This is a genomic window from Nonlabens sp., assembly GCF_039941875.1.
GTDB lineage: Bacteria > Bacteroidota > Bacteroidia > Flavobacteriales > Flavobacteriaceae > Nonlabens.
Map to the genome: position 1 here is coordinate 63405 of NZ_JBDVDQ010000023.1, position 24890 is coordinate 88294.

The window sequence follows — 24890 nt, forward strand, 5'->3', positions numbered from 1 at the left end:
TTGATATATTCGTTAAATATCCATGAATGAGATGACTCCACCTTACATTCCATACTTAGACCTTAAACCTTTAAATGATAGGTTTGCTCAGGAAGATCTCGTATTATTTAAAGAAATCCATACCTCTGGCAGATTCATAGGAGGTGAATATGTAAATAGGTTTGAGAAAGAATTTTCAGTCTATTGTGGTACAAATCATTGTATAGGTACCGGGAATGGGTTAGATGCTTTAACGATTATTTTAAAGGCCGAAGTTGCTCTAGGTAACTTACCGCAAAACGCTTCTATACTAGTACCTGCGCACACCTATATCGCCACATTCTTAAGTATCATTCATGCGGGAATGATACCGGTGCCTGTAGATGTGGAAGAACTTACTTTGAAAGTGAATTCTATAAAACAAGTAAATCAGGATTACGACGCCATTATAGTTGTAGATATTTATGGTAAGTTAGTGGAGGATGAGGTGTACGCTTTTGCAAAAGCAAATCATATAAATATTTATTGCGACACCGCACAATCTCATGGTGCTATTAATAATGATGGTAAAAAATCTGGTAATCTAGCTAGAGCTAGTGCCTTTTCTTTTTATCCGACTAAAAATCTCGGTGCACTAGGTGATGCAGGTGCAATTACTACTAACGATTTTGAGCTAGCAACCATGTGTCGCAAAGTAGCTAATTACGGAAGAGAGAGTAGATTTGTAAATAATATTATAGGTGTTAATTCTAGATTAGATCCATTGCAAGCGGCTTTCTTATCTAACAGGTTACTAATGCTGGATGCCGATAATGCCAGAAGAATAGAAATAGCTACTTATTATTACCAGCATATCAATAACGAAAAAGTAAAATTATTACCGTCTGATTTTTTGGACAACTGTGTGTCACACGTATTTCCTGTATATGTTGCTAATAGAAAAGTATTCATGGATTATCTCGATCATATAGGTATAGGTACAAGTGTGCATTATGAAATACCGCCACACCAGCAAGCAGCTTTCAAAGAATTGAATCACCTTTCTTTTCCTGTAACAGAAGAATTGCATCGTACCGAGGTAAGCTTACCATGCCATCCCTTATTGATTAATGAAGATGTAGAATTTATTATAACAGCAGTAAATGCTTATTAAATGAGAAGACTGCTCAATAAACTTAATAAAAACCTACTTCTTAAAGTAGCTGGCTTTAATTCTATTTATATACTTATTAAAATAGGAACAGGAACCATTATGACATGGATTCTTGCTAATTATGTGGGGCCAGCAGGAATGGGTGTTCTAGGTAACCTACGCAACTTTACACAAGGAGTATGGAGTTTTGCATCTCTTGGTTTAGAAAATGGACTCGTTAAAAATACTGCAGAACATAAGGAGAATCCAGTAGCTTTAAAAAAGATTATAAATACTAGCTGGACCATGTCTATAGTAACAAGTATTGTTGCTGCTATTGTTATATTTTTTTCAGCAGGATGGCTAGATAAGGAACTTATCGCTATAGATGCAGATTTTTCTTTAATATTTAAATTGTTTGCAGTAGGGTTGCCATTTTATGTTCTTTTTATTTTTATCACTAGCTTAATGCAAGGATATGAATGGTATAAGAAATTCATAACGCTCAATATTATAATTAGCTTAATTGTTTTTTTTATATCAGCTTATTTAAGCTTTGAATATAATTTAACTGGAGCACTTTATGCTATTGCGCTAGTTCCGTTTGTACAATGCGTCGTAGGATTTTTGTTTTGGTTCACGAGATTAAAAGCTCAAGTACCACTTAAGGAATTACTAGTTTTTAATTTTGATAAGAGTACAAGTGGGCAACTATTAAAATACAGTGCCATGGCGTTATTTAGCGCCTTACTCATACCTTTTATAAATATACTTGTACGTAATATAATTAAGGTAGAGGTTAGTGATGTAGCTGCAGGATGGTGGGAAGCAGTAGTACGCGTTTCTGGTTATTATATGCTTTTTGTGACCAGTCTAGTAAGTCTTTATGTATTACCTAATTTAAGTAAAAACAGTAGTCTTAAAAACTATAGAGAGACTATCGTTCATTTTTATAAAACGATGTTGCCTATAGTTATAGCCGGACTGGTGACTATTTATCTTTCTAGAAATTTAATTTTAACGATACTCTTTAGTCATGAATTTGATGGTGCACAACCTTTATTTAAATGGCAATTATTGGGTGATTTTATAAGAGTCATCACTACTGTCATAGCATTTAGATTTATTGCCATAAACGATTTGTGGCGTTACTTAATTTCTGAAGTTTTAAGTATTTTATCTTTTTATTTGCTGTCCATATTTCTTATACCTGCCTTTCAAGAAGAAGGTGTGGTAATGGCCTATTTAGGTAATTATTTATTCTACCTAGTCATTTTGTTAGTTTTACTGCGCAAAGAACTGTTTAGTAAAATGAAAGTAGCTTAATTACCATTAGGAGCCTCACGTCGTACTTGTTTAACCACGGTGTCAGATTTTTTAAATGTCATGCTGTTATCTTTTTCTGTAACTATAGCCATGTAAGAATGTAAAGTGTCAGCTCCTTTAAGCGGAATTAATTCTATAAGATCTAATTTCTTTTTTGCAGGTATGGTAGTAATCATAGGTCTGTCTGCACTACGTCTGAAACCAGAACTCTCTACTCTAAAAAACAAATCAATATCCTTATCGGTCGTATTTTCTGCTACGTACACTATACTTTTACGCTCATTGCGCACAGTAATGTCTATGCCTTTATGCGAATTCTGTTCAGGTGTGATAAATAAGAGTAAAAAAAGAATAGAAATAAGCTTCATGATAATATTTTAATAAATGCATTCAAAATTTGTGCCTAGCTGCGATGCACGAACTTATATTTGTAAAGTTAGTTAATTTCTGTTTTAGTGTTAGTGGTAGTTCCGCTTTCGCGAAAGCGGATCCTTTAAAATAAATATCTAGTATTATTATGAATTTACAGCTCAACAGACCTATTTGCTTTTTTGACCTAGAAACAACAGGAACCAATATTTCTAAAGATAGAATCGTTGAGATTTCTATACATAAGGTTTTTCCTAATGGAGAAGAAAAAACGTATACTTTTAAGGTTAATCCTACCATACCTATTCCAGCAGAAACTACGGCTATACACGGAGTAAGTGATGATATGGTTAAAGATGAGCCTACTTTTAAAGAAAGAGCACACGAAGTTCATAATATTATAAAAGACTCTGATCTTGCAGGTTTTAATTCTAATAGATTTGATATCCCGCTTCTTGCAGAAGAAATGCTGCGTGCTGGCGTAGATTTTGACATGGGTAATCGTAATGCGATAGATGTGCAAAATATCTTTCATAAAATGGAGCAGCGTACACTAGTGGCTGCTTATAAATTTTATTGTGATAAAGATCTTACTAACGCGCATAGTGCAGAAGCCGATACCATCGCAACTTATGAGGTTCTTAAAGGACAGTTAGATCGCTATCCAGAATTGGAAAATGATATGAAATCTCTTGCAGAGTTCTCTACACGTAGAAAACCTGTAGATTTTGCTGGGATGCTAGCATTTAATGATCAAGGAGAAGAGTGTTTTAACTTTGGGAAACATAAAGGAAAAAGAATCGTAGATGTTCTAGAAAAAGAACCTGGTTATTATAGCTGGATTCAGAATGCAGATTTTCCTCTATACACAAAGAAGGTTCTTACAGCTATAAAGCTTAGAGGTTTTAACGGATAGATTTTTATATTATGAAAAGGATGTTTTTAACTAAAAAGCATCCTTTTTTTTATCTAATAACTACTGCTGTTTATGTGTCTAAAGTTGATTTTTATTATCGCCTAAAAACACAAAGTCGGATAAACGGTAAATTGCCAAAAAACTATTTTTGGGTGGAAAAGCAGTATAATACAGTGTTAGGTTTAGAATGTTTCTTAATAATCTTAAAGGTTAAATAAGCACTTTGTATTCAAGTAATTTATATCACTTTATGACTATGTTTGCTTTTCAGACTGATGTCCATGAATAGAATAGCGAGACTATCTAAAAATAAACAGATGCTTTATATAGCAATGATATTCATTGTTTTAAATGTTGTTACTGTATATTTTTTTGATCTTATCGAATTTAGATTAGTTAGACTCCTATCCTCAATAACAGCATTACTATACTTTCATTTTAACATTAGTTATAAAAATAGGATTATCTACAGTATTTTTATAATGTTGGTTTGCTCTGATGTTTCAATGGTGTTTTATGAGCATCATTTTGGGTTAATAACTTATGCTTTATGGTCTATAGCTATTTATCTAACGTTAAGTATTTCTGCTTTAAGAAAAATACAATGGCGACGTGTTACTAACTTAGATTACGTTGTCTTTTTATTAGTTTTTCTCTTTAACGTTTATATACTTCATTTTACTATATCTGATATAAGTGAGTTATTTGAAAGTAAACTCGCTTATTATCTAATAAAATTGACTGGTTTTACCGGCTTAATTTCTTGTTTGTTTTCCGCTTTTTTGAATGCAACGCGTCTAAGCTTTAGGACAGCCTATTTTATGTATGCTTTGTTTGGTTTAATCTTTTCAGATTTTGTCGCGATGCTTGCCTTTTATTATAAAATTGAGCCCAAACTGTTTTTTTTAATCGATAGAGCAGCTTATTTGTTTGCACTGTTCTTTTTAGTAAGACATGCTTATATGGCATATTTGCAAAAAGAAGCAGTAAGAGCGGCAGCGATACTTAAAAAATCTTCCCAGGATTCAATAAGTCTTTAGGATCCATTAAAGTTTTAAGCGATCTCATTAGAGATATTTCTTCTGTTGTTCTACACAATTCTAAGTAATCTTTTTTATGTGTTCCTATACCATGTTCTGCACTTACAGAACCGCCTATGTCTTTTAGCCCACCATAGATACAATGATCAATTTCCTTTTTAAGCTGTATGCTTAGATTTTCTTTGCCTATCATAAAATGTATATTACCATCTGCCACATGACCGAAGGCATATACCTGCTCAACACCATTTATTAAAGCAAGTTTCTTATATCTTTCTTTAATATAAGAACCTATTAATGGTATAGGAAGACTTATATCAAAATGTTGATCGTGTTTCATGAAGTCTACTAGATTATTTACGTCTTCTCTAATTCTAAAAAACCATTCTATATCACTAGGAGATTGTGCCATTACCGCATCTAGAATAAGATCATTTTCTAATGCATTTTCTAAAATTTCTTGAAACTCATTTTGATCTTTTATTTGATCACTACCTAAGGCCTCAACTAATACGTAATAGTTATAATCATAAGGTAATGGTGGTTTTACAGCATCACTTACACTAGTCATTTGCTGATAGCTGTTTTTCCAGATCAGTTCAAAGCCACTCATTTTACCTGCTAGATTGCTATCCATGTATTTAAGAAATTTCACCACATGATCGTATTCATTAAATGCGATGTAAGCCGCATTACGACTTCGTGGTGCTTCTTCTAGTTTAAGAATAGCTCTTGTGATAATACCTAGTGTCCCTTCACTACCGATAAATAATTGTTTTAAATCATAAGCACTATTATCCTTTATAATTTTTTTCATAGAAGAGATGATAGTCCCTTCTGCGGTTACTGCCTCAAGGCCTAATACAAGTTGTCTAGTCATGCCGTATTTGAGAACTCTTAAACCACCAGCGTTAGTAGAAATAATGCCACCTATTTGTGCGCTACCTTTAGCTCCAAAATTTAAAGGGAATAAGAGGCTTTCTTCTGTAGCTGCGTTATGGATATTTTCTAGAATAACACCTGCCTGTACAGTCATTGTTCGGCTTGCGATATCTATTTCTTCAATTTTATTTAATCTTTCTGTAGAAACAACTACTTCATCACCTTTTGTTTCTGTACTTCCTACTAGGTTAGTTAAACCGCCATGAACAACTATAGGGAGTTCTTGTGCATAGCAAATTTTCATAATCTCACTTACTTGTTGTGTTGTTTCTGGTAGGAGAACGCATAGAGCTTTTAATGGTTGGTCCATGTGCCATATGTGATGATAACGATGTGATAAACTATCAGATCCTAGAATCTGTTCTGATTTTAAAACTGAAGTGAATAAGGAAGTAACAGACATTTGAGAATAGTAATTAAAAATATATGTAGATTTCAAATCTATAGTTTATTAATTAAAATGAACCTCTTAGTAAAGAACTATAGGTGAATTTAAATTGAGCTGTAAAGAGTAAGGGATTTTTATCTTATGTCTTTAATAGATATTTTCATTAAAAATTTTTTATAAAATCATTTAATCTATTAAAATTGTATTTAAACGGTATTTAATTCTGGTTTTAGATGTAAATGATGACTCTTATGATTAATGATTTATTTTTGCATAAAATATCTGATAGTTGCGTAGCAAGTTTTTATATAAAGAGTTTATAGCGATAATAGCAACCTTGTTGTTATTAAACTTTGTTTCGATTTATATTGAAAATTTATCTTTAATAAAATGGAGTAGGTTACTTACAAGTGTTGTTGGGTGCGGTTATTTGGTGGCTAGGTATAAAATATATTTAATTCCTAGATATCTATTAGGCACGTTATTACTAGTACTTACCGATATATTTTACATTTATCTCAATTTTACCATACCGCATCTACTATATTTAATAGCTTCTACAGCTGCATTTTTATTGTTTGTAATTTCTATTAATCAATTTATTAATTGGAAAACAATTAGTAAAATTACCATGTTACTTTTAATTTTAACTAATGCAGGTTTGTATTATTTCTTAAACTACTTATTAGAAATTGTAGTTTTAGATATAGAAAACTGGTTATTAAATATTTATAATATTTATGCGATAGCGGGAATGGTATATTGTTCAATTACGGTAATATCATATTTACAAGTAGATGATCGTACAGGAAATGGTAATTATCTATATATATCATTCGGCTTTTTACTGTCTAACACTTTTCTTCTAGTGGCCTTTTACAGCGATATTATAGACTTTTATTACCTCACACGTATCTTCTATCTTTTAGTATGGACATCTTTAATTCACTTATTGGGTAGACGTGCAGTAGAGCGTTTTTCTATATTAGAAGTGAATAAACTTAATTAGACGGTTGCCATAATTGTCCTCGGTGTGGTTTTAATGTATCTCGCACAGCTGGCATAAATAACTCTTCTAGTGCTAGAAATGCTATAAAATGATTATCATTTATCTGCTCCGTACCAGTTGCTAGAGATACTACTTTATTATCCTTTACATATTCATCTAAATGGATAAGATGGTGAGCTGCAGTTTTTTGAGCATCTGGACCTTTAAAGTCCCATATTAATTTTAGCTTTCTCATGAAAAATATTATTGATTTACAGGTATTTTACTCTCTGCAAATATCTTAAAATCTTTCATGTGTTGATAGGTTTGGTTAGTAAAGAGTTGTGGTCTTGTTTTAGCTATGACTCTCATCATACCTGTAAATTTAAAAATGCTAGTGGCGTTCCATAAGGTAGATTTTACCACTTTATTTTTTATGAAAGTTTCGCTTTCGCGAAAGCGATTACTCTGTAAATTAAGTACACCATTAGTGCGGTAAGTAGCTTCCCAAAGATGTGGTAAATCTACAGCGGTAATCTCTTCTTTCATGGTGATAACGGCACCGCTTACCTTAATTTTCATATCACGAGTACTACCTACTTTTCCAGCGTCGACAGATAAAGGCTTTGAACTTACTAGACCTTTCTGCCAGTATTGAAAAAAGTCTTCATTTTTAAATAGTTCCATCACCTGATTAATAGGTAAAAGTATCTCGATTACATTCTCACTTTTTATCATAGAAGAGCAGTCGTAAAATGGATCCAAAACTTATACGGTAACCTTAAAATAATTGCTCGTTTCTAGCGTTTTGAAAGGCAATCTTAAATAACTATTTTTGCAATCTTTGAAAAGGAACTATATGAAGTATATAAGTGGTCTATTATTGATAAGTGTTTTTTTTCTAACCGTAAAAGCAACGGCACAAGACATAGAAGATAAAACATTGCTTACCATAGATGGTACAGACTATGACGCTGGTACGTTTATGAAGTTTTACTTTAAAAACATAGATATTGTACAAGATGAAGATCAAAAAAACATTGATAATTATCTAGATCTTTATATTGATTACCGCCTTAAATTGCAACAGGCTTACAGCTTAGGTTTACATAAAAAAGAAGATTATCTTAAAGAAATAGAGAGCACTCGTGCTAGTATCGCACAAGCGTATTTAACTGATAATGAGGTTTCAGATCAGTTAGTGAGAGAGGCATATGCACGTGGTAATAAAGAGGTAAATGCAAGTCATATTCTCATAAAAGTAGATCGTGCGGCTTTACCTGCAGATACGTTAAAGGCATGGAATAAAATTCATGATATAGAACAAGAATTAAAAAATGGGGCTAGTTTTTCTTCTATAGCAAGAACTAAAAGTGAAGGCCCTAGCGCAGGTAATGAAGGTAATTTAGGCTGGTTCGGTTCTTTTAGAATGGTATATGAATTTGAAAATGCCGCGTTTAATACAGAGAAAGGCAGTTTTTCAAAACCATTTAGAACAGACTTTGGCTACCATATAGTTTATGTTAATGATACGAGGCCTAATCCTGGTGAGTTAACAGTGGCGCATATCATGGCTTTTGATAAAAAAGACGCGAGCAGTAAAAATGCACAAGAGCGTATTCTAGAGATTTATAAACAGGTAGAATCGGGCAAAGATTTTAAACAATTAGCACGTGAATTCTCTGACGATAGTAACAGCGCTGCTCGTGGAGGTAAATTGAATAAATTTGGCACAGGTGGTGTGGACGAGGTTTTTGCAAACGCTGCATTTGCATTGAAAAATGTAGGTGATTATAGCGAGCCTATAAATACTAAATTTGGCTGGCACATTATTAAGTTGTTAGAAAAGCATCCTGTTAAATCATATGAGGATTTAAAACATGAGTTAGAGAATAAAATTAAAAAATCTCCTAGATCTAGAAAAATAACAGAAGGCTTTATCAATAAGTTGAAAGCTCTATATAACATGGAAGATCAAAATACGTTACCAAAAAACGTATATGCGATGGTGAACGATACGTTACTACTTTCAGGAAAATATAAGTTTGATGATCAAATAAAGGATGTGGATCAAAAGCTTTTTACTATTAATGAGGCTTCATACAAAACAAGCGATTTCTTAAAATATGTAGAGACTAAAATGGCTAAGGATTTTCAACCTTATCCATCAAAAAAGGCAAAGTTAGATGCTTATTATACAGATTATAGTAATGACCAATTAATGTCGTACTACGATAAAAATCTGGAGAGAGATAACAAAGAATTTAGATTTTTGTATAATGAATTTAAAGAAGGTTTTCTAGTCTTTGATCTCATTGAGACAGAAATATGGAACAAGGCAAAAAACGATTCTATAGGTTTAAATGAATATTTTAATAATCACCGAGAGGATTATAAATGGAAACGAAGACTAGACATCGTATTAACTCAAAATGTGTCTCGTGATATAGCTGAAAATGTACGTGAGCAACTCATTAAAAAAGTAACAATAGATAGTATAAAAAGCAATTTAAATATTGATAATAAGACTCAGGTCATTGTTTCTAGTGGAGAGGTAGAAGAAACTTATAATAGATTACCAGATGATTTTGAAATAAAACTGGGAGTTTCTTCAGTTTATCACGATGCAGGCGATAACTTTTATAAAGTGATAGATGTTAAAGGAATTAAAGAGCCTACAAATAAAACACTAGAAGAGGCTAGAGGTAGTGTGGTAAATGATTACCAGCAAGAACTAGAAAAAAACTGGTTAGATAATTTAAGAAATGGTCATCAAATTAAGGTGAGTAAGAAAGTGTTTAAGAAAGTCAAAAAAGCAATAGAAAATCAACTTGATTAAAAGATTTATATACATATTATTAGCAGCTAGTCTTGCATCCTGTCAGTTTTTTGAAAAAGAAACAGAGCCAGATGCTGTAGTTATTTTAGGAAAGCATTATCTAGATAAAAGTGATATAATACGTGTCCTACCGGCTGATTATACAGCGGCAGATAGTACAAGAATTATAGATGCTTATATCAATAAATGGGCTACAGATTATCTGTTGTTAGATAACGCCAGAGATAATATAGGACAAGATCGCCAGCAAGAATTAGATGAGTTAGTAGAGAACTACCGTGTAGAATTATATGCACAAGAGTATTTAAAAGATCTAACTAAGCAAAATCTTGATACTATAATTTCAGAAAGTCAAATTAAAGCATTTTATGAATCGCGTAAAGAAGATTTTAAATTAAATGAAGATTTAGTGCAGTTTAGATACCTGCAGTTAGATCCTCTTAACACTGATTTGCAAAAAATAACTAAATGGTTCAATAAAGGAGATGTACCTTCGTTGAGAAAGATCGATAGTTTAAAATTATCGTACCGCAATTACTTTTTAAATGATAGCATATGGGTTAAAAAGAGCCATCTTTTTGACGCCATGAATGTAATCAACCCTGTAAATGAAAAGTTATATATAAAAGAGAATAAAATTTGGAAGCTAGAAGATAGTCTTGGTGTATATTTGGTGCGCTTCAATAAAGTGCTCAAACGCGGTGATCGTGCGCCTTTATCTTACGTTAAGCCTACAGTAAAACAAGTATTGCTCAATAAAAGCAAGCTTACATATATTAAAAAATTAGAAAAAGATTTATTAAATGACGCTATTAACAGTGATAAACTTAAAATCAACAATTAAATACCTAGGTGTTTTTATCGTTCTCGCTTTCGCGAAAGCGGTAACCGCACAAACAACTACGACAGATAATGATGTTGTAGATGTGGATAACCAGATCGTTGCAGAAACTCTAGCCGCTATGGATAGTGTAAAACCTGTGAAGAAACGATTCCTTATAGAAGGTGTTGCTGGTGTGATAGGAGATTATGTAATCTTAGGATCGGATATTGTAAGTGCCAAGCAGCAAGCAAATAGACAGTCTGGAATTGCTAATATTTCAAATTGTGAATTAATGGAAAGCCTACTGTCAGAAAAAATGTATGCCCACCATGCGATTCAAGATAGTATAACCATAAGCGATCGTGAGATAGAAGGTAGAACAGAGCAAACTATTCAATATTTTAAGAATGGTTTACAGACTACTGATGAGCAAAAAGTAGCCGAATTCTATAAAAAGGATAATATAGGTCAGGTAAGAGAAGCTCTTAATAGATTAAATCGTGATGTATTGCTAGCGCAGCGCATGCAAGAAAGAATTACGGAGCAGGTAGAGATTACACCAGAAGAAGTACGTGAGTTTTTTAGTAAAATTTCTGAAGAAGAATTACCGCTTTTTAATACAGAAGTAGAAATGGCGCAAATAGTCGTTATTCCTGAAGCTGAACAAAGTGAAATAGATATAGTCGTTAATAAACTTAAGGAATATAGAGAAGATGTTCTTGATAACGGTGCCGATTTTGCTGCAAAGGCAACTCTTTATTCTGATGATACTGGGACAGAACGTGCCGGTGGTGTATTAGAATTACAAAGATCAAGTCCATTTGTAAAAGAATTTAAAGACCAAGCATTTTCTTTGAGAGAAGGAGAAATCAGTGAACCTTTTGAGACTCAATTCGGATGGCACATTCTTTATGTAGAGAAAGTGATAGGACAGATAAGACAGGTAAGACACATTTTATTGATACCATACATATCGGTAAGTCAGATGGAGAAAGCAAAAGCAGAATTAAATGCTATGCGTGATCGTATCATTCTTAAGGAGATTGAATTTGGCGAGGCTGCAAAAGAAATAAGTGACGAAGAAAGAACAGCTCAAAATGGTGGTAAAATTATTAATCCTAACACAGGGACTGGTAGAGTAGAAATAACTAGACTAGAGTCTGATATGGCATCCACATTACAATTTCTTGAAAAAGGTGATGTAAGTGGTATCATTGAAGAAAAAAGTCAAACAGGAACAACATCTTATAAGCTGGTTTATGTGATCGATAAAATCCCAGACCATAAAGCAAATTATGCTCAAGATTACTTAAAGATTAAGGATCTTGCATTAAAGGATAAGCAAGTAAAAGCTATCAAGAAATGGCGTAATGAAAAAATAGCCGATACTTATATTAAAATAGGATCAGAATATAATGAGTGTGATATTCTGAATGCCTGGAACTAAATAGTTAATAAACCAACCCCATCACATGTCAGATGTAGCTGCGATTGATAACCTGGTAAAAAAACATCAGGAACTTAAAAAGGAAATAGCCAAAGTAATAATAGGTCAAGAGAACGTAATCAATGAAATATTGATTTCTATTTTCTCTGGTGGTCATGCACTTCTCGTGGGTGTCCCAGGACTGGCTAAAACTTTAATGGTTAATACGATATCGCAAGCCCTAGGATTGGATTTTAAGCGTATACAGTTTACACCAGATTTAATGCCTAGTGATATTTTGGGAAGTGAAATTCTTGATGAGAATAGAACGTTTAAATTCATTAAAGGACCTGTGTTTACTAACATAATCCTTGCAGATGAGATCAACCGTACGCCACCTAAAACACAGGCTGCACTTCTCGAGGCGATGCAAGAAAAGTCGGTTACAGTGGCTGGTCATAAGTATAAGCTAGATGCACCTTATTTTGTACTGGCTACACAAAACCCTATTGAGCAAGAAGGTACTTACCCATTACCAGAAGCACAGTTAGATAGATTTATGTTTTCTATCTTTTTACAATATCCTACTTATCAAGAAGAAGTGGATGTAGTAAAGGCGACTACCAGTGATAAAAAACCGGTGATAAATGCGCTTTTCACGGCAAAGGAAATAGTAGATTTTCAACAACTAGTAAGACGTATTCCTGTTGCAGATAATGTTATAGAATATGCAGTTAAATTAGTAGGTAAAACTAGACCTAAAAGTGATGAGGCTCCAGATATAATAAAGCAATATATAGACTGGGGCGCAGGTCCTAGAGCATCACAAAATTTGATTCTCGCAGCAAAAACACATGCAGCGGTAAATGGTAAATACAGTCCAGATATTGAAGATGTAAAAGCGGTTGCTACAGGTATTTTAAGACATAGAATTATTAAAAATTATAAAGCAGAAGCTGAAGGTCACACAGAAGAAAGTATCATAGCGCAGATTCTATAATTACTTTTTTGACTCAAATTATATAAAAGCACCTTTTACGAGGTGTTTTTTTGTATTAAAAATTATTTAATAGCAGTATAAGCATAAACAATTACGCTTTCGCGAAAGCTAAAATACTACTATCGATATAGTTATTTATTAAATTGATAATTTAACGCTGTTTAAATTGTCAATTTGATAAAATCTATCCTTTTAAGACCTCGCTATTTTGATAATGTCTAAACTACTGTGATAGTGTGTTAAACTTTCATTTAACGGCTCATTTTTGTAGCTTCGCAATCCATAAAAAATGATAAATTAATTTTATGATTATGGCTTCTGATGATAGACTGTCAGTAAGAAAAAGTTTACATCATTAAGACATATCTTAATTTACATTGAACCGAATACTATTACAAACTATATGAATACTTATAAAGACTACCTTCAGCAAATTGAAGATCGCAAAGAGCAAGGACTTCACCCACAACCTATAGATGGAGCTGAATTATTAAGCGAAATTATATCGCAAATTAAAGATGTTAATAACGAGTTTAGAGAGCAATCTCTTAACTTTTTTATCTATAATGTTTTACCAGGTACGACTAGTGCCGCTGTTGTTAAAGCTAAGTTTTTAAAAGAAATTATTTTAGGTCAGGAAGCGGTAAAAGAAATTACACCAACTTTTGCTTTTGAACAATTAGCTCATATGAAAGGTGGACCTTCTGTAGAGGTTTTATTGGATCTTGCCCTAGGTAGTGATGCTCAGATTGCTCAAGAAGCTGCTAAAGTTTTAAAAACTCAAGTATTTTTATATGAAGCAGATACTGAAAAGTTAGAAAAAGCTTTTAACGAGGGTAATGCTATAGCTAAAGAGCTTATTGAAAGCTATGCACAAGCAGAGTTCTTTACTAAATTACCAGATGTAGATGAAAAGATAGAAATTGTGACTTTTGTTGCTGGTGTAGGTGATATCTCTACAGATTTATTATCTCCTGGTGCAGATGCGCATTCAAGATCAGATCGTGAATTACACGGTCAGTGTATGTTTGAGCACAATAAAGACATGCAAAATGAATTGTTAGCATTAAAAGAGCAACATCCTGATAAAAGAGTGATGTTAATCGCTGACAAAGGAACTATGGGAGTAGGTTCTTCAAGAATGTCTGGTGTGAACAATGTTGCATTATGGACAGGTGTTCCTTTTAGTCCATATGTACCATTTATTAACTATGCTCCAGTAATCGCAGGTACTAACGGTATTGCACCTATATTCTTAACAACAGTTGGAGTAACTGGTGGTATAGGTATCGATTTAAAAAACTGGGTAAAGCAAAAAGATGCTGACGGTAATACAATCGTTGATGAAGATGGTGAGGCTATTCTTAAAGAAGAATATTCTGTAGCTACTGGTACGGTTCTTACTATCAATACAAAAACAAAGAAATTATATAACGGAGACAAAGAGTTAAAAGATATCTCTGCAGCTTTAACTCCACCTAAAATGGAGTTTATCAAAGCAGGTGGTTCTTATGCTGTTGTTTTTGGTAAAAAATTACAAACTTTTGCTTGTAAAGTTTTAGATATAGATGTGCCTCAAGTATATGCTACTGCAAAAGAAGTATCTATAGAAGGTCAAGGTTTAACTGCAGTTGAAAAAATATTCAATAAAAATGCAGTAGGATCAACACCAGGAAAAACGTTACACGCTGGTTCTAATGTAAGAGTAGAAGTTAACATTGTAGGTTCTCAAGATACTACTGGTTTAATGACTTCTCAAGAATTAGAAATGATGGCAGCGACTGTTATTTCACCTATCGTTGATTGTGGTTATCAATCTGGTTGTCATACAGCTTCTGTATGGGATGATAAGTCTAAAGCTAATATCCCTAGATTAATGAAGTTCATGAACGACTTCGGATTAGTTACAGCACGTCACCCAGAAGGGAAGTATCATGCCATGACTGATGTTATTCATAAAGTACTTAATGACCTTGCAGTTGATGACTGGGATGTTATTATTGGTGGAGATTCACACACTCGTATGGCTAAAGGTGTTGCCTTTGGAGCAGATTCAGGAACCGTTGCCTTAGCTCTTGCTACAGGAGAGGCTACTATGCCTATTCCAGAATCAGTAAAGGTTACCTTTAAAGGAGAAATGAAATCTTACATGGACTTCCGTGATGTAGTACACGCTACTCAAGAGCAAATGTTAGATCAATTTGAAGGAGAGAATGTTTTCCAAGGAAAAATTATTGAAGTACACATCGGTACGTTAACTTCTGATCAGGCATTTACGTTTACAGACTGGACTGCAGAGATGAAAGCAAAGGCTTCTATCTGTATTTCTGAAGATGAAACTTTAATTGAATCGTTAGAAATATCTAGAGATCGTATTCAGATCATGATTGACAAGGGTATGGATAACCCAAAACAAGATCTTAAAGGATTAGTGGATAAAGCAAATAACCGTATTACTGAGATTAAAACAGGTGTAAAATCTGCTTTAAAACCAGATGGAGATGCTAAGTATTATGCTGAAGTAGTTATCGATCTAGACAAGGTTGTAGAGCCTATGATAGCAGATCCAGATGTAAATAACGAAGACGTTTCTAAACGTTATACGCATGATAATATCAAACCACTATCTTATTATGGTGGTACTAAGAAAGTAGATTTAGGTTTTGTAGGATCTTGTATGATTCACAAAGGAGATATGCAAATCTTAGCTCAGATGTTAAAGAATATCGAGAGACAGCAAGGAAAGGTAGTGTTTAATGCACCTTTGGTTGTAGCGCCTCCTACATACAATATCGTAGATGAATTAAAAGCAGAAGGAGACTGGGATGTTCTAGTTAAATATTCAGGTTTTGAATTTGATGATAATGCACCTAAAGGATTAGCACGTACTAAGTATGAAAACATGTTATACCTAGAGCGTCCAGGTTGTAACCTGTGTATGGGTAATCAGGAAAAAGCAGAGCCAGGTGATACGGTAATGGCTACTTCTACGCGTTTATTTCAAGGTAGAGTAGTAAGAGATACCGACGGTAAAAAAGGAGAGTCTTTATTATCTTCTACACCAGTAGTTGTATTATCTACAATTTTAGGTAGAACTCCAACAATGGAAGAATATGAAGCAGCAGTTGAAGGTATAGTTTTAACTAAATTTAAGCCATCTACAAAGAATTTAGTAGTAGCTTAATAAACAAACTATCTTATAGAATTAAAGCCTGAGTCCTATGACTCAGGCTTTTTTTTGTGCCGCTATTTACACTTGGTGCACGTTTGATTCATAGGCTCGGCATTCAATTTTATATTTATATTATAAATAGTCTTTCTATAATTTTGTACATTTAAAACACTAATTAAATTAATAATATACCTTATGGCATTTGATATCGACATGATTAAGAAAGTGTATAATGAGATACCATCTCGCGTTAATAAAGCTCGAGAACTTACTGGTAAGCCTCTTACACTAGCTGAGAAAATTTTGTACTCTCACTTATGGGATGGAATCCCAGGGAAACCCTTCACTAGAGGTAAAGATTACGTAGATTTTGCGCCAGATCGTATCGCATGTCAAGATGCCACTGCACAAATGGCTTTATTGCAGTTCATGCAGGCAGGTAAAACAGAAGTTGCCGTACCTACCACAGTACATTGTGATCACTTGATCCAAGCCAAAAATGGCGCTAGTTCTGATCTTCAAAATGCTATGAATACTTCTAACGAGGTTTTTAATTTTTTAGAGTCAGTATCAGATAAATATGGTATTGGGTTTTGGAAACCAGGAGCAGGTATCATTCACCAGGTAGTTCTTGAAAACTATGCATTTCCAGGTGGTATGATGATCGGTACCGATTCTCACACTGTAAACGCAGGTGGATTAGGAATGGTTGCTATAGGTGTAGGTGGAGCAGACGCTGTAGATGTTATGGCAGGAATGGCTTGGGAATTAAAATTCCCTAAACTTATAGGTGTTAAACTAACAGGAAAATTATCAGGCTGGACAGCGCCGAAAGATGTGATTCTTAAAGTAGCTGAGATCCTTACCGTAAAAGGTGGTACAGGTGCAATTGTAGAATACTTTGGAGACGGTGCTGCAAACCTTTCTTGTACTGGAAAAGGAACAATTTGCAATATGGGTGCAGAGATAGGAGCAACGACTTCTACATTTGGGTATGACGACTCGATGGAACGTTACCTGCGCGCAACAGATAGAGCTGATATTGCAGACGCTGCAAATGAAGTTAAAGAATACCTAACTGGTGATGATGAAGTTTATGCAAATCCAGAACAATATTTTGATCAAGTGATTGAAATTGATCTAGATACTTTAATGCCACATTTAAATGGACCATTTACTCCAGATTTAGCGACAGAGGTAGGTTCTATGAATGAAAAAGCTACTAAAAATGATTGGCCACTTAAGGTAGAATGGGGACTTATAGGTTCTTGTACAAACTCCTCTTATGAAGACCTTTCTCGTGCAAGCTCGATAGCGCAACAAGCAATAGATAAAAAATTAAAAACTAAAGCAGATTTTGGTATAAATCCAGGATCAGAAAAAGTACGTTATACGACAGAGCGTGATGGTATTTTAGGGATTTTTGAAAACCTAGATGCTAAGATTTTTACCAATGCTTGTGGACCATGTATCGGTCAGTGGGCACGTTATGAAGATCCTAAAAATGCACCTAAAAACTCTATCATACATTCATTTAATAGAAACTTTGCAAAACGTGCTGATGGTAACCCTAATACACACGCCTTTGTAGCATCACCAGAAATGGTTGCTGCCATTGCTATTGCAGGTAGATTAGATTTTAATCCTATCACTGATAAGTTGATCAATGAAGATGGAGAAGAAGTAATGCTAGACGAGCCTACAGGATGGGAATTACCTCCTAAAGGTTTTGAAGTAAAAGACGATGGTTACCTTGCGCCACAAGAAGACGGTAGTGGTGTGGAGATAAAAGTAAGTGAAGACTCAGATCGTCTTCAGTTATTGGAATCATTTACACCTATCGGAACAGATGTTTCTGAAGCAAAATTATTGATCAAAGCATTTGGTAAATGTACCACAGACCATATTTCTATGGCAGGACCATGGTTGCGTTATAGAGGTCATTTAGATAATATTTCTAACAACTGTTTAATAGGTGCCGTAAATGCATATAATAAACAGACTAACTTTGTTAAGAACCAGTTAGATGGTGAGTATGGAGCCGTGCCAGCAACGGCAAGAGCTTATAAAGCTGCAGGAATTCCTTCAGTAGTAGTGGGAGATCACAATTATGGAGAAGGATCTTCTCGTGAACACGCTGCAATGGAGCCACGTCACCTAGGTGTAGTAGCAGTGATTGTAAAATCATTTGCACGTATACATGAAACTAACTTGAAAAAACAAGGTATGTTAGGGCTTACGTTTGCAAACGAAGCAGACTATGATTTGATTCAAGAAGATGACACGTTCAACTTTGTAGACCTTGCAGAGTTCACACCAGATGTTCCGTTAACTATTGAGATAACTCATGCAGACGGTTCTATGGACACTATTAAAGTTGATCATACCTATAACGCTGCTCAAATAGAGTGGTACCGTAAAGGAAGTGCTTTGAATAAAATCAAAGAAGATAACGCAGCATAATTAAAGCATATTTTCAATTATATTAAAATGCCTCTTGAGATTTCAAGAGGCATTTTTGTTTGTTGTAGTTCCGCTTTCGCGAAAGCGGAATAATTTTATATACTTTTTTAAACATCAAATTTTTAATTTGCTGATTCTTGTTGGTTAGATTTCAATTGTTCAAATAAAACTTCAAAACCTTGCCAGTTCCAACCATACTGTGAATCGCATTACAAATGCTCAGCTTGTTGAGTACGCGTTGGAAACGAGCGCTAAAAAAAGCTTTTTGAGAAACCAAAAGACTTTTTTGTGGATTGTTGTCTTTGCCTTCGCTTTCACTATGCTTTACAACCTGACTTAATATCAACGATGATCCTTAATAAACTTAGTTGGATTCAAATAACCTTCCGTATTTTCTGAATATCCACCACCTACTGGTAATTCTAAATCATCTCTAATTTCAAAATGTAGATGTGCTAGATAAGCGCCATTTGCGGTTCCAATAGTACCTATTTGATCTCCACGGTTAACAATGCTATCTGTTGAAACTAAAATTTTATCGCAATGAGCATAAAGTGATTCTATAAAAGTACTGTCAGGTAATTTATGTGTTATTCTAATTACATTACCCCAACCGCTGCCTATATCTTCCGCAAAAGTAACTTGACCACGTGCTATTGAATATATCGGATCTCCCAAATCTGAATTGCCGCCTGTTACTGCATTCCAGTCATCTCCTAAATGATCGTTTTTACCAAAAGATTGTGCATTGTAGTATCCTTTTGCATTTGGTTTCCCTACTGGATAATCAAAATGAATAGCAGCAGAAATTGATTTCTTACGTTCTGCTATCACATTTTTTTTTATAACAACAGTTTCTTGTATAACAGAATGGGATTCGTTGTCATTAGTGGTTTGCTTACAAGAAATTAAAAACAGTATTATTACTAACAGGAAGTATTTCATTATTTAAAAGGATGGTTCTTATTTACAACAGTAAATTAACGATTTTAATTTTACAGGCATTTATCTTTGATAGCTAGATCCTAGTAATCTATACAATAGTTTATGAAAAAGCTTTCTCTCAGTAATGTAATTTTTGTTGTTGTAATAGCATTGCTTATTATTCCTCAAACTAGAAAGCCTATTCAGGTAGCTCTTCAAAAAATAAAAGTACAGTTGTTTTCTCCTTCTACGTTAGATAAAGAAGATCAACAACAGTTAGAGTCTTTTACTTATCATGTAAAATCGCTCGATGGAATTTCCAAAAGAGTTAAAATAGGACAAGGACGTGTTACCTTTATAAGTTATTGGGCAACATGGTGTCCGCCCTGTATAGCAGAGTTTCCTAGCATCGATAAATTGTTTAAAGACTATGGTGATGAAATAGATTTTCTTTTAATTACTAATGAAGATCCAGAAATAGTAAAACAATTTTTAAAAGAAAAAGAGTTTGATATACCAGTTGTATTACCACAAATGAATACACCTGAAGAACTTTATGAATCTAGCATACCTACTAGCTATATGATAGATGGAACAGGTAAAGTTATAATTAAAGAACAAGGTGCGGTAGACTGGAATAGTACAGTAATACGAGAAGTATTAGAGCAATTGATTATCAACTAATGAAAACAAAAACTGATAAGAGACGATTTTATAAGTTTTCGTTTTCTAATATTAATTTACGATAACATTTTATCCTTTTAAAGAAAGACGCATCTATCTTTGTTTATTATGTCTCAACAAATAACAACACTTACTTTTTTTAAATATCCTAGCTTTAAACAAAAGGTTTGGGCTTTTGGAATGATGCAATTTGCGCACGGTCCATTAAAAAAGACAGCTGGACTAGAGTTCTATAAGTTATTAGGTTCTGGAAAGGAGAATTTTGATCCCAAACCAGACTGGAGTGTTTATGGATTATTACAAGTCTGGGAAAATGAAGAGTCTGCAAAAAGCTTTTTTGCCAATTCTAAATTATACAGTAGATACCTAAAGCACAGTTCTAATCAGCTTACTTTTTATATGAAGTGTGTAAAAGCTAGAGGATTATGGTCTAAAAAAAATCCGTTTGAGACTAGCGATTCTTTAAATGAGGATAATAAATACATTTCTGTAATAACTCGTGCAACTATAAAGTTGAGTAAATTAAAAATTTTCTGGAATGCCGTGCCTACTTCTCAGCTAGATTTAATAGATAACCCTAATCTACTATTCACCGCAGGAGTAGGGGAGCGACCAGTAACTCAAATGGCTACTTTCAGTCTATGGAATGACGCAAGAGCTTTAAAGAAATTTGCTTACCGCAGTCAAAATCATAGACACGCAGTACAGCAAACACAGGCGTTACAATGGTATAAAGAAGAGCTATTTACTAGATTCCAACCCTATAAAATTAAAGGAACATGGGCAGACTTTGAAATACCTCAAAGCTTAAAATAATTAAAATAACTTTTTAAAGAAAGCACTTAAAAATGGTGCCGATGTCATGGGCAGCATAATACCTAGCTCTTGACTTAAACTAGTTTCTTGGTCTAGAAAACTGAATATAGTCTGTATCTTGTTTTTTCTATATAAAGTATGAAAAACCTCAGGTCCTCGCGCATTATCACTGTGCAATACGTCTAGCATAATATCATCATAAAAGCGGAATTTCTTAGAGATCATACCATGTGTAAGTTCTCGTTTTAAAATAATATTATCTACTAATTGTGCTGCTTTTTTCTCACTCATTTTAAAACTATAACCAGTAGATGGTTTTACCCAACCACCAGCGGTGCCTATTTTTAAGTGGTTTTTTCTATGGTGCTGCTCAAATTTATAGGAGGTCATAGGTATAACACCTTGCTCTGTTTTTTCGATAGAATAGTTGGTGAGGTTCAGGTAGTTTGTAATATATTCCTTGAGATACCTTTCATAAGTATCATCGCTTACTACGTCTTTAGAAAAATAGGTGAATTCTACAAGAGCTTCTGTAGTAGAGTAAGGTAAAACGTAGGTAAAGCTAGTTGTACCAGCATCTCTTAATCTGTAATCCATCATGGTAAACACCTCTAGATCAAAAGTAGGCTGCTCGGTTTTAATCACCCAGCCTTTAAAATGTTGCTGTAGAGTTGTGGCTTTGGTATCTTGAAAAAACTTTTGATCTATACGACTGTCTAAAACTATAGAAGCGCTTAGGGTTCCAGTGGAGTAATTTATGTGGATTTTTTTATTGTGCCCTTTTTCATCATCATATTCTACGTTGTTTACTTTCTCTTCAATTAAAGTGAAATTAGGATTTTGTTGTAATTCTGCTTTCGCGAAAGCGATAAAATCACGGCTCTCAACAGTCTTATACACATAAGGATCGAGATCGAGAGGTATAAAATCATCAGGCATGATGTAGCTGCCTTTTTTCCAACTATGAGAGATTAAATGATCCCATTTGCCTTTACCTTTTTCCCAAAAAGACCAAGTTTTATCTAATGATGCCGCTTTAAAATCATCTATAATAACGATGTTAAGATCGGTTTTACGGCGCAGTAATTCTTGCACAATGTGGCTGCCAGCACAACCCATGCCTATTATGGCTATATCGTAATGACTATCCATAGACCTATTGCAAAAAGAAGTTGAACACCATATAAATGATAAGATAGAATTTTATTTCCTTTAAGTTTAAAATGTAACGCTACAGCATGTAAAATAGCAGCTATAAGGTACCAGCAAATATAGTTATACCAGCCTGCTCCACTTTTAAAATGCCAGAAACCAGCAAAATCACATATTTGTTCTAGAAAGAAATCTAACCCTACCATAAGTGCCGCACCACTAGCTATAATAGCTATAGAAGATTTAAAAAATGTCTTAGCAATCACATGTGTGGTAAATGTAAGTAAAGCCCAGTTAACACCTATCAATACTGGGATTCCATCCAGCTTAGGACCAAAATTAATACCGTAATAATAATCGCCAAATAAGCTACCTGTATGCACACCTATCCATTCTACTAGAATACCAGTGAACATAAAACCGATAAATAACAGCACTGCCTTGCGTGATTCTATCTTGAAAAAGAATATCAATAGAAATAACAAGTAAACCATAGTAAACGGTGACTTAGGCAAGAAAAAATCTTCATAGCCTATAGCAATACCTATAGTGGCAGCTATATGAATGATCCATAAAAAGATGATTGCTATTCTCATGAATGAGCTTTGGAGATTAAGTCTGATGTGATTTGTGCGCTTAACAGACATAAGGGAATACCACCACCTGGATGCACAGACCCACCTACATGATACAGATTTTTAACCCTTTTATTAAAATTAGGATGTCTCAAGAATGCAGCAAATTTATCATTACTAGCTGCGCCGTAAAGTGCACCTCTGTAAGAACTGGTGTTAGACTCGATACCTTGTGGAGTCAGTATATATTCTGTTTTAATATGATTTGAAATGTTTATGTGTAGACATTTTTCAATTTTCTTGATAATCTCCTGTTTTGCTTCTTGCACGATTTGTTTCCAATCCTGACCATAGTCTCCTGGCGCGTTAATCATCACAAACCAGTTTTCATGTCCAACAGGAGCGTCTTCTTGTGATTCTTTACTAGTTATATTAATGTAAACAGTAGGATCTTTTGACAAGGTCTTGTGCTCAAATATATGTTCAAATTCTGTACGATAATCTTCAGAAAATAGAATGTTATGCAGGTCTAGTTCTGGGAAAACTCGATCGATTCCCCAATAAAAAATAAGAGCACTGCTAGATCGCTCTTGCTGGAGTGTCTTTTCTGGTGCTTTAATATCCTTTATTAAATTGCGATAAGTAGGATAGATGTCCATGTTGGAAATAACGAGATCTGCTTCATAAGTTGCACGATCGGTTGTGATACCGGTTACTTTATTATCGCGATGATTGATTTGGGTTACGCTTTCGCGAAAGCGGAATTCTATTCCCACCTTTTCACCCATTTCAAACAATGATTGTGAAATGCGATGCATACCACCGTCTGGATAATAGGTGCCAAGTCCCAATTCTAAATGAGGAATCATACTCATGATACCAGGTGTCTGATAAGGAGAAGATCCATTATAAGTGGCATATCTATTAAATAGCTGGGTCAGTTTAGGGTTTTTGAAAACTTGGTTTTCTTGATCTAGCGTATTTGAAATTCCTAAAAAAGGGGTGTTGATTAAAGCTTTTACCGTGTCCATGGATAGGTAAGTAGATGCTTTGTGCAATGATTTTTCTAAGAATAGACTTTTAGTAAGTTTGTATTTTTTTTTACTTTTTTGAAGATAGTTGCTCAGTGTTTTTTCATCTTCATTAAATATAGTTGCTGCTGTGTTGATAAATTCTTGTGAATCTGTACTTGCCTTAAAAACGGTGCCGTCTTCCCAAAAATAATGACAAGCTACTTGCTTAGAATGGTAAGAAAATAAGTTTTCTTGTTCTGGAAACAGTTGTAATAAATCGTCAATAAGATGAGGTAATGTAAATAAAGAAGGACCTAAATCAAAACGATAACCATCTAGGTCGATAGCATGAAGCTTGCCACCTGCGTAGTTATTTTTTTCAATTACTAGGACGTGATAATCTTGTTTTTTAAGCCTTAGAGCTATGGCAAGACCACCTATTCCAGAGCCTACAACTATGGCTGTTTTCATAAATTATTTAAAATACTTAAATGGAACTACAAGCATACCGAAGTTTTCACCATCTTGTTTTCCTAAGTGTTTGTGATGCATTTTATGTGCACGACGCAATCCTTTGGCATATTTGTTATTTGCTTTGCGCAACCATTTAAAACGCTGGTGTATAAAAACATCATGTACCACAAAGTATGCAATACCATATGCTAAGATACCAGCACTTAAAGGTAGCGTCCACCAGATATCATAAAAGCTGTGAACCAGTTTTAACCCTATACTTATCGCTGCGTAAAACACAAAAAAGAAATCGTTTTTCTCAAACCAGCTGTCGTGTTTTTTATGATGGTGATCTTCATGTAAGCTCCATAAAAAGCCATGCATGACATATTTATGCATCCACCAGGCATTAAATTCCATGATGCAAAATGTGGCAATAAATATAGCTATCCAGTATAATACATCCATAT

22 protein-coding genes are annotated in these 24890 nt (G+C 34.0%); 13 read left to right on the plus strand and 9 right to left on the minus strand.

The genetic code is table 11. From position 1 onward, the window contains the following. The first annotated feature begins 31 nt into the window (after window positions 1-31). Window positions 32-1132 (plus strand): DegT/DnrJ/EryC1/StrS family aminotransferase, encoded by a 1101-nt coding sequence (locus tag ABJF08_RS13715; protein ID WP_348116829.1) that lies wholly within the window; start codon window positions 32-34, stop codon window positions 1130-1132. Next, window positions 1133-2437, plus strand: coding sequence for an O-antigen translocase (locus ABJF08_RS13720; protein ID WP_348116830.1), 1305 nt, complete (start codon window positions 1133-1135; stop codon window positions 2435-2437). On the opposite strand, the gene ABJF08_RS13725 is transcribed toward ABJF08_RS13720, so the two are convergent. Next, entirely contained in the window at window positions 2434-2805 is a 372-nt protein-coding gene (locus tag ABJF08_RS13725; RefSeq protein ID WP_348116831.1) for a hypothetical protein, read from the minus strand. The two genes, ABJF08_RS13720 and ABJF08_RS13725, sit on opposite strands and share 4 nt — an antisense overlap. 149 nt (window positions 2806-2954) lie before the next feature. Here ABJF08_RS13725 and ABJF08_RS13730 point away from each other — a divergent pair, with 149 nt between their 5' ends. Next, on the plus strand, window positions 2955-3722 hold the full coding sequence (locus ABJF08_RS13730; RefSeq protein WP_348116832.1) for an exonuclease domain-containing protein: 768 nt from the start codon (window positions 2955-2957) through the stop codon (window positions 3720-3722). Window positions 3723-4003: 281 nt separating this feature from the next. Beyond that, the gene (locus ABJF08_RS13735) at window positions 4004-4762 is read left to right on the plus strand and encodes a hypothetical protein (protein WP_348116833.1); all 759 of its coding nucleotides are present in this window, start codon (window positions 4004-4006) and stop codon (window positions 4760-4762) included. Here the strand turns inward: ABJF08_RS13735 and ABJF08_RS13740 are convergent. After that, a complete protein-coding gene (locus ABJF08_RS13740) occupies window positions 4728-6143 on the minus strand; it encodes an FAD-binding oxidoreductase (protein WP_348116834.1) in 1416 nt (471 codons plus the stop codon). The two genes, ABJF08_RS13735 and ABJF08_RS13740, sit on opposite strands and share 35 nt — an antisense overlap. A 580-nt stretch (window positions 6144-6723) precedes the next feature. Between ABJF08_RS13740 and ABJF08_RS13745 the strand changes: the two genes are divergently transcribed. Then, window positions 6724-7101, plus strand: a complete 378-nt coding sequence (locus ABJF08_RS13745; RefSeq protein WP_348116835.1) for a hypothetical protein — start codon at window positions 6724-6726, stop codon at window positions 7099-7101. On the opposite strand, the gene ABJF08_RS13750 is transcribed toward ABJF08_RS13745, so the two are convergent. Continuing rightward, on the minus strand, window positions 7094-7336 hold the full coding sequence (locus tag ABJF08_RS13750) for a hypothetical protein (RefSeq protein ID WP_348116836.1): 243 nt from the start codon (window positions 7334-7336) through the stop codon (window positions 7094-7096). The genes ABJF08_RS13745 and ABJF08_RS13750 overlap by 8 nt on opposite strands. A gap of 8 nt (window positions 7337-7344) precedes the next feature. Next, window positions 7345-7845 (minus strand): SRPBCC family protein, encoded by a 501-nt coding sequence (locus tag ABJF08_RS13755; protein ID WP_348116837.1) that lies wholly within the window; start codon window positions 7843-7845, stop codon window positions 7345-7347. 94 nt (window positions 7846-7939) lie between these two features. Between ABJF08_RS13755 and ABJF08_RS13760 the strand changes: the two genes are divergently transcribed. From ABJF08_RS13760 to ABJF08_RS13785, 6 genes are all read left to right on the plus strand, one after another. Then, window positions 7940-9919 carry a peptidylprolyl isomerase gene (locus tag ABJF08_RS13760; protein WP_348116838.1) on the plus strand — a complete coding sequence of 660 codons (1980 nt, stop codon included), beginning with the start codon at window positions 7940-7942 and terminating at the stop codon, window positions 9917-9919. Beyond that, window positions 9912-10763, plus strand: coding sequence for a hypothetical protein (locus ABJF08_RS13765; protein ID WP_348116839.1), 852 nt, complete (start codon window positions 9912-9914; stop codon window positions 10761-10763). Before ABJF08_RS13760 ends, ABJF08_RS13765 begins: the two co-directional genes overlap by 8 nt. After that, window positions 10723-12189 (plus strand): peptidylprolyl isomerase, encoded by a 1467-nt coding sequence (locus tag ABJF08_RS13770; RefSeq protein ID WP_348116840.1) that lies wholly within the window; start codon window positions 10723-10725, stop codon window positions 12187-12189. The genes ABJF08_RS13765 and ABJF08_RS13770 overlap by 41 nt, the downstream gene beginning before the upstream one ends. 25 nt (window positions 12190-12214) lie before the next feature. After that, window positions 12215-13168: a MoxR family ATPase gene (locus ABJF08_RS13775; RefSeq protein WP_348116841.1), complete on the plus strand. Its 954-nt coding sequence runs from the start codon at window positions 12215-12217 to the stop codon at window positions 13166-13168. 403 nt (window positions 13169-13571) lie between these two features. Beyond that, window positions 13572-16352: a bifunctional aconitate hydratase 2/2-methylisocitrate dehydratase gene (locus ABJF08_RS13780; protein WP_348116842.1), complete on the plus strand. Its 2781-nt coding sequence runs from the start codon at window positions 13572-13574 to the stop codon at window positions 16350-16352. Between the two features lie 183 nt (window positions 16353-16535). After that, window positions 16536-18803 carry an aconitate hydratase gene (locus ABJF08_RS13785; RefSeq protein WP_348116843.1) on the plus strand — a complete coding sequence of 756 codons (2268 nt, stop codon included), beginning with the start codon at window positions 16536-16538 and terminating at the stop codon, window positions 18801-18803. Between the two features lie 342 nt (window positions 18804-19145). Here ABJF08_RS13785 and ABJF08_RS13790 read toward each other — a convergent pair whose 3' ends face one another. Beyond that, on the minus strand, window positions 19146-19748 hold the full coding sequence (locus ABJF08_RS13790; RefSeq protein WP_348116844.1) for a M23 family metallopeptidase: 603 nt from the start codon (window positions 19746-19748) through the stop codon (window positions 19146-19148). A 102-nt stretch (window positions 19749-19850) separates the two neighbouring features. Here ABJF08_RS13790 and ABJF08_RS13795 point away from each other — a divergent pair, with 102 nt between their 5' ends. Together ABJF08_RS13795 and ABJF08_RS13800 are read left to right on the plus strand one after the other, a co-directional pair. Further along, on the plus strand, window positions 19851-20411 hold the full coding sequence (locus tag ABJF08_RS13795) for a TlpA disulfide reductase family protein (protein WP_348116845.1): 561 nt from the start codon (window positions 19851-19853) through the stop codon (window positions 20409-20411). Window positions 20412-20519: 108 nt separating this feature from the next. Further along, complete coding sequence (locus ABJF08_RS13800; protein WP_348116846.1) at window positions 20520-21227, plus strand: DUF3291 domain-containing protein; 708 nt, start codon at window positions 20520-20522, stop codon at window positions 21225-21227. Here ABJF08_RS13800 and ABJF08_RS13805 read toward each other — a convergent pair whose 3' ends face one another. Genes ABJF08_RS13805 through ABJF08_RS13820 form a run of 4 tightly spaced genes read right to left on the minus strand, consistent with a single transcriptional unit; the run spans window position 21228 to window position 24888 of the window. Next, window positions 21228-22379, minus strand: coding sequence for a lycopene cyclase family protein (locus ABJF08_RS13805; RefSeq protein WP_348116847.1), 1152 nt, complete (start codon window positions 22377-22379; stop codon window positions 21228-21230). After that, on the minus strand, window positions 22358-22975 hold the full coding sequence (locus tag ABJF08_RS13810) for a carotenoid biosynthesis protein (RefSeq protein ID WP_348116848.1): 618 nt from the start codon (window positions 22973-22975) through the stop codon (window positions 22358-22360). The genes ABJF08_RS13805 and ABJF08_RS13810 overlap by 22 nt, the downstream gene beginning before the upstream one ends. Continuing rightward, window positions 22972-24438 (minus strand): 1-hydroxycarotenoid 3,4-desaturase CrtD, encoded by a 1467-nt coding sequence (gene crtD, locus ABJF08_RS13815; protein WP_348116849.1) that lies wholly within the window; start codon window positions 24436-24438, stop codon window positions 22972-22974. Before crtD ends, ABJF08_RS13810 begins: the two co-directional genes overlap by 4 nt. Before the next feature lie 3 nt (window positions 24439-24441). Continuing rightward, window positions 24442-24888, minus strand: coding sequence for a beta-carotene hydroxylase (locus tag ABJF08_RS13820; RefSeq protein ID WP_348116850.1), 447 nt, complete (start codon window positions 24886-24888; stop codon window positions 24442-24444). Between the last annotated feature and the right edge of the window lie 2 nt (window positions 24889-24890).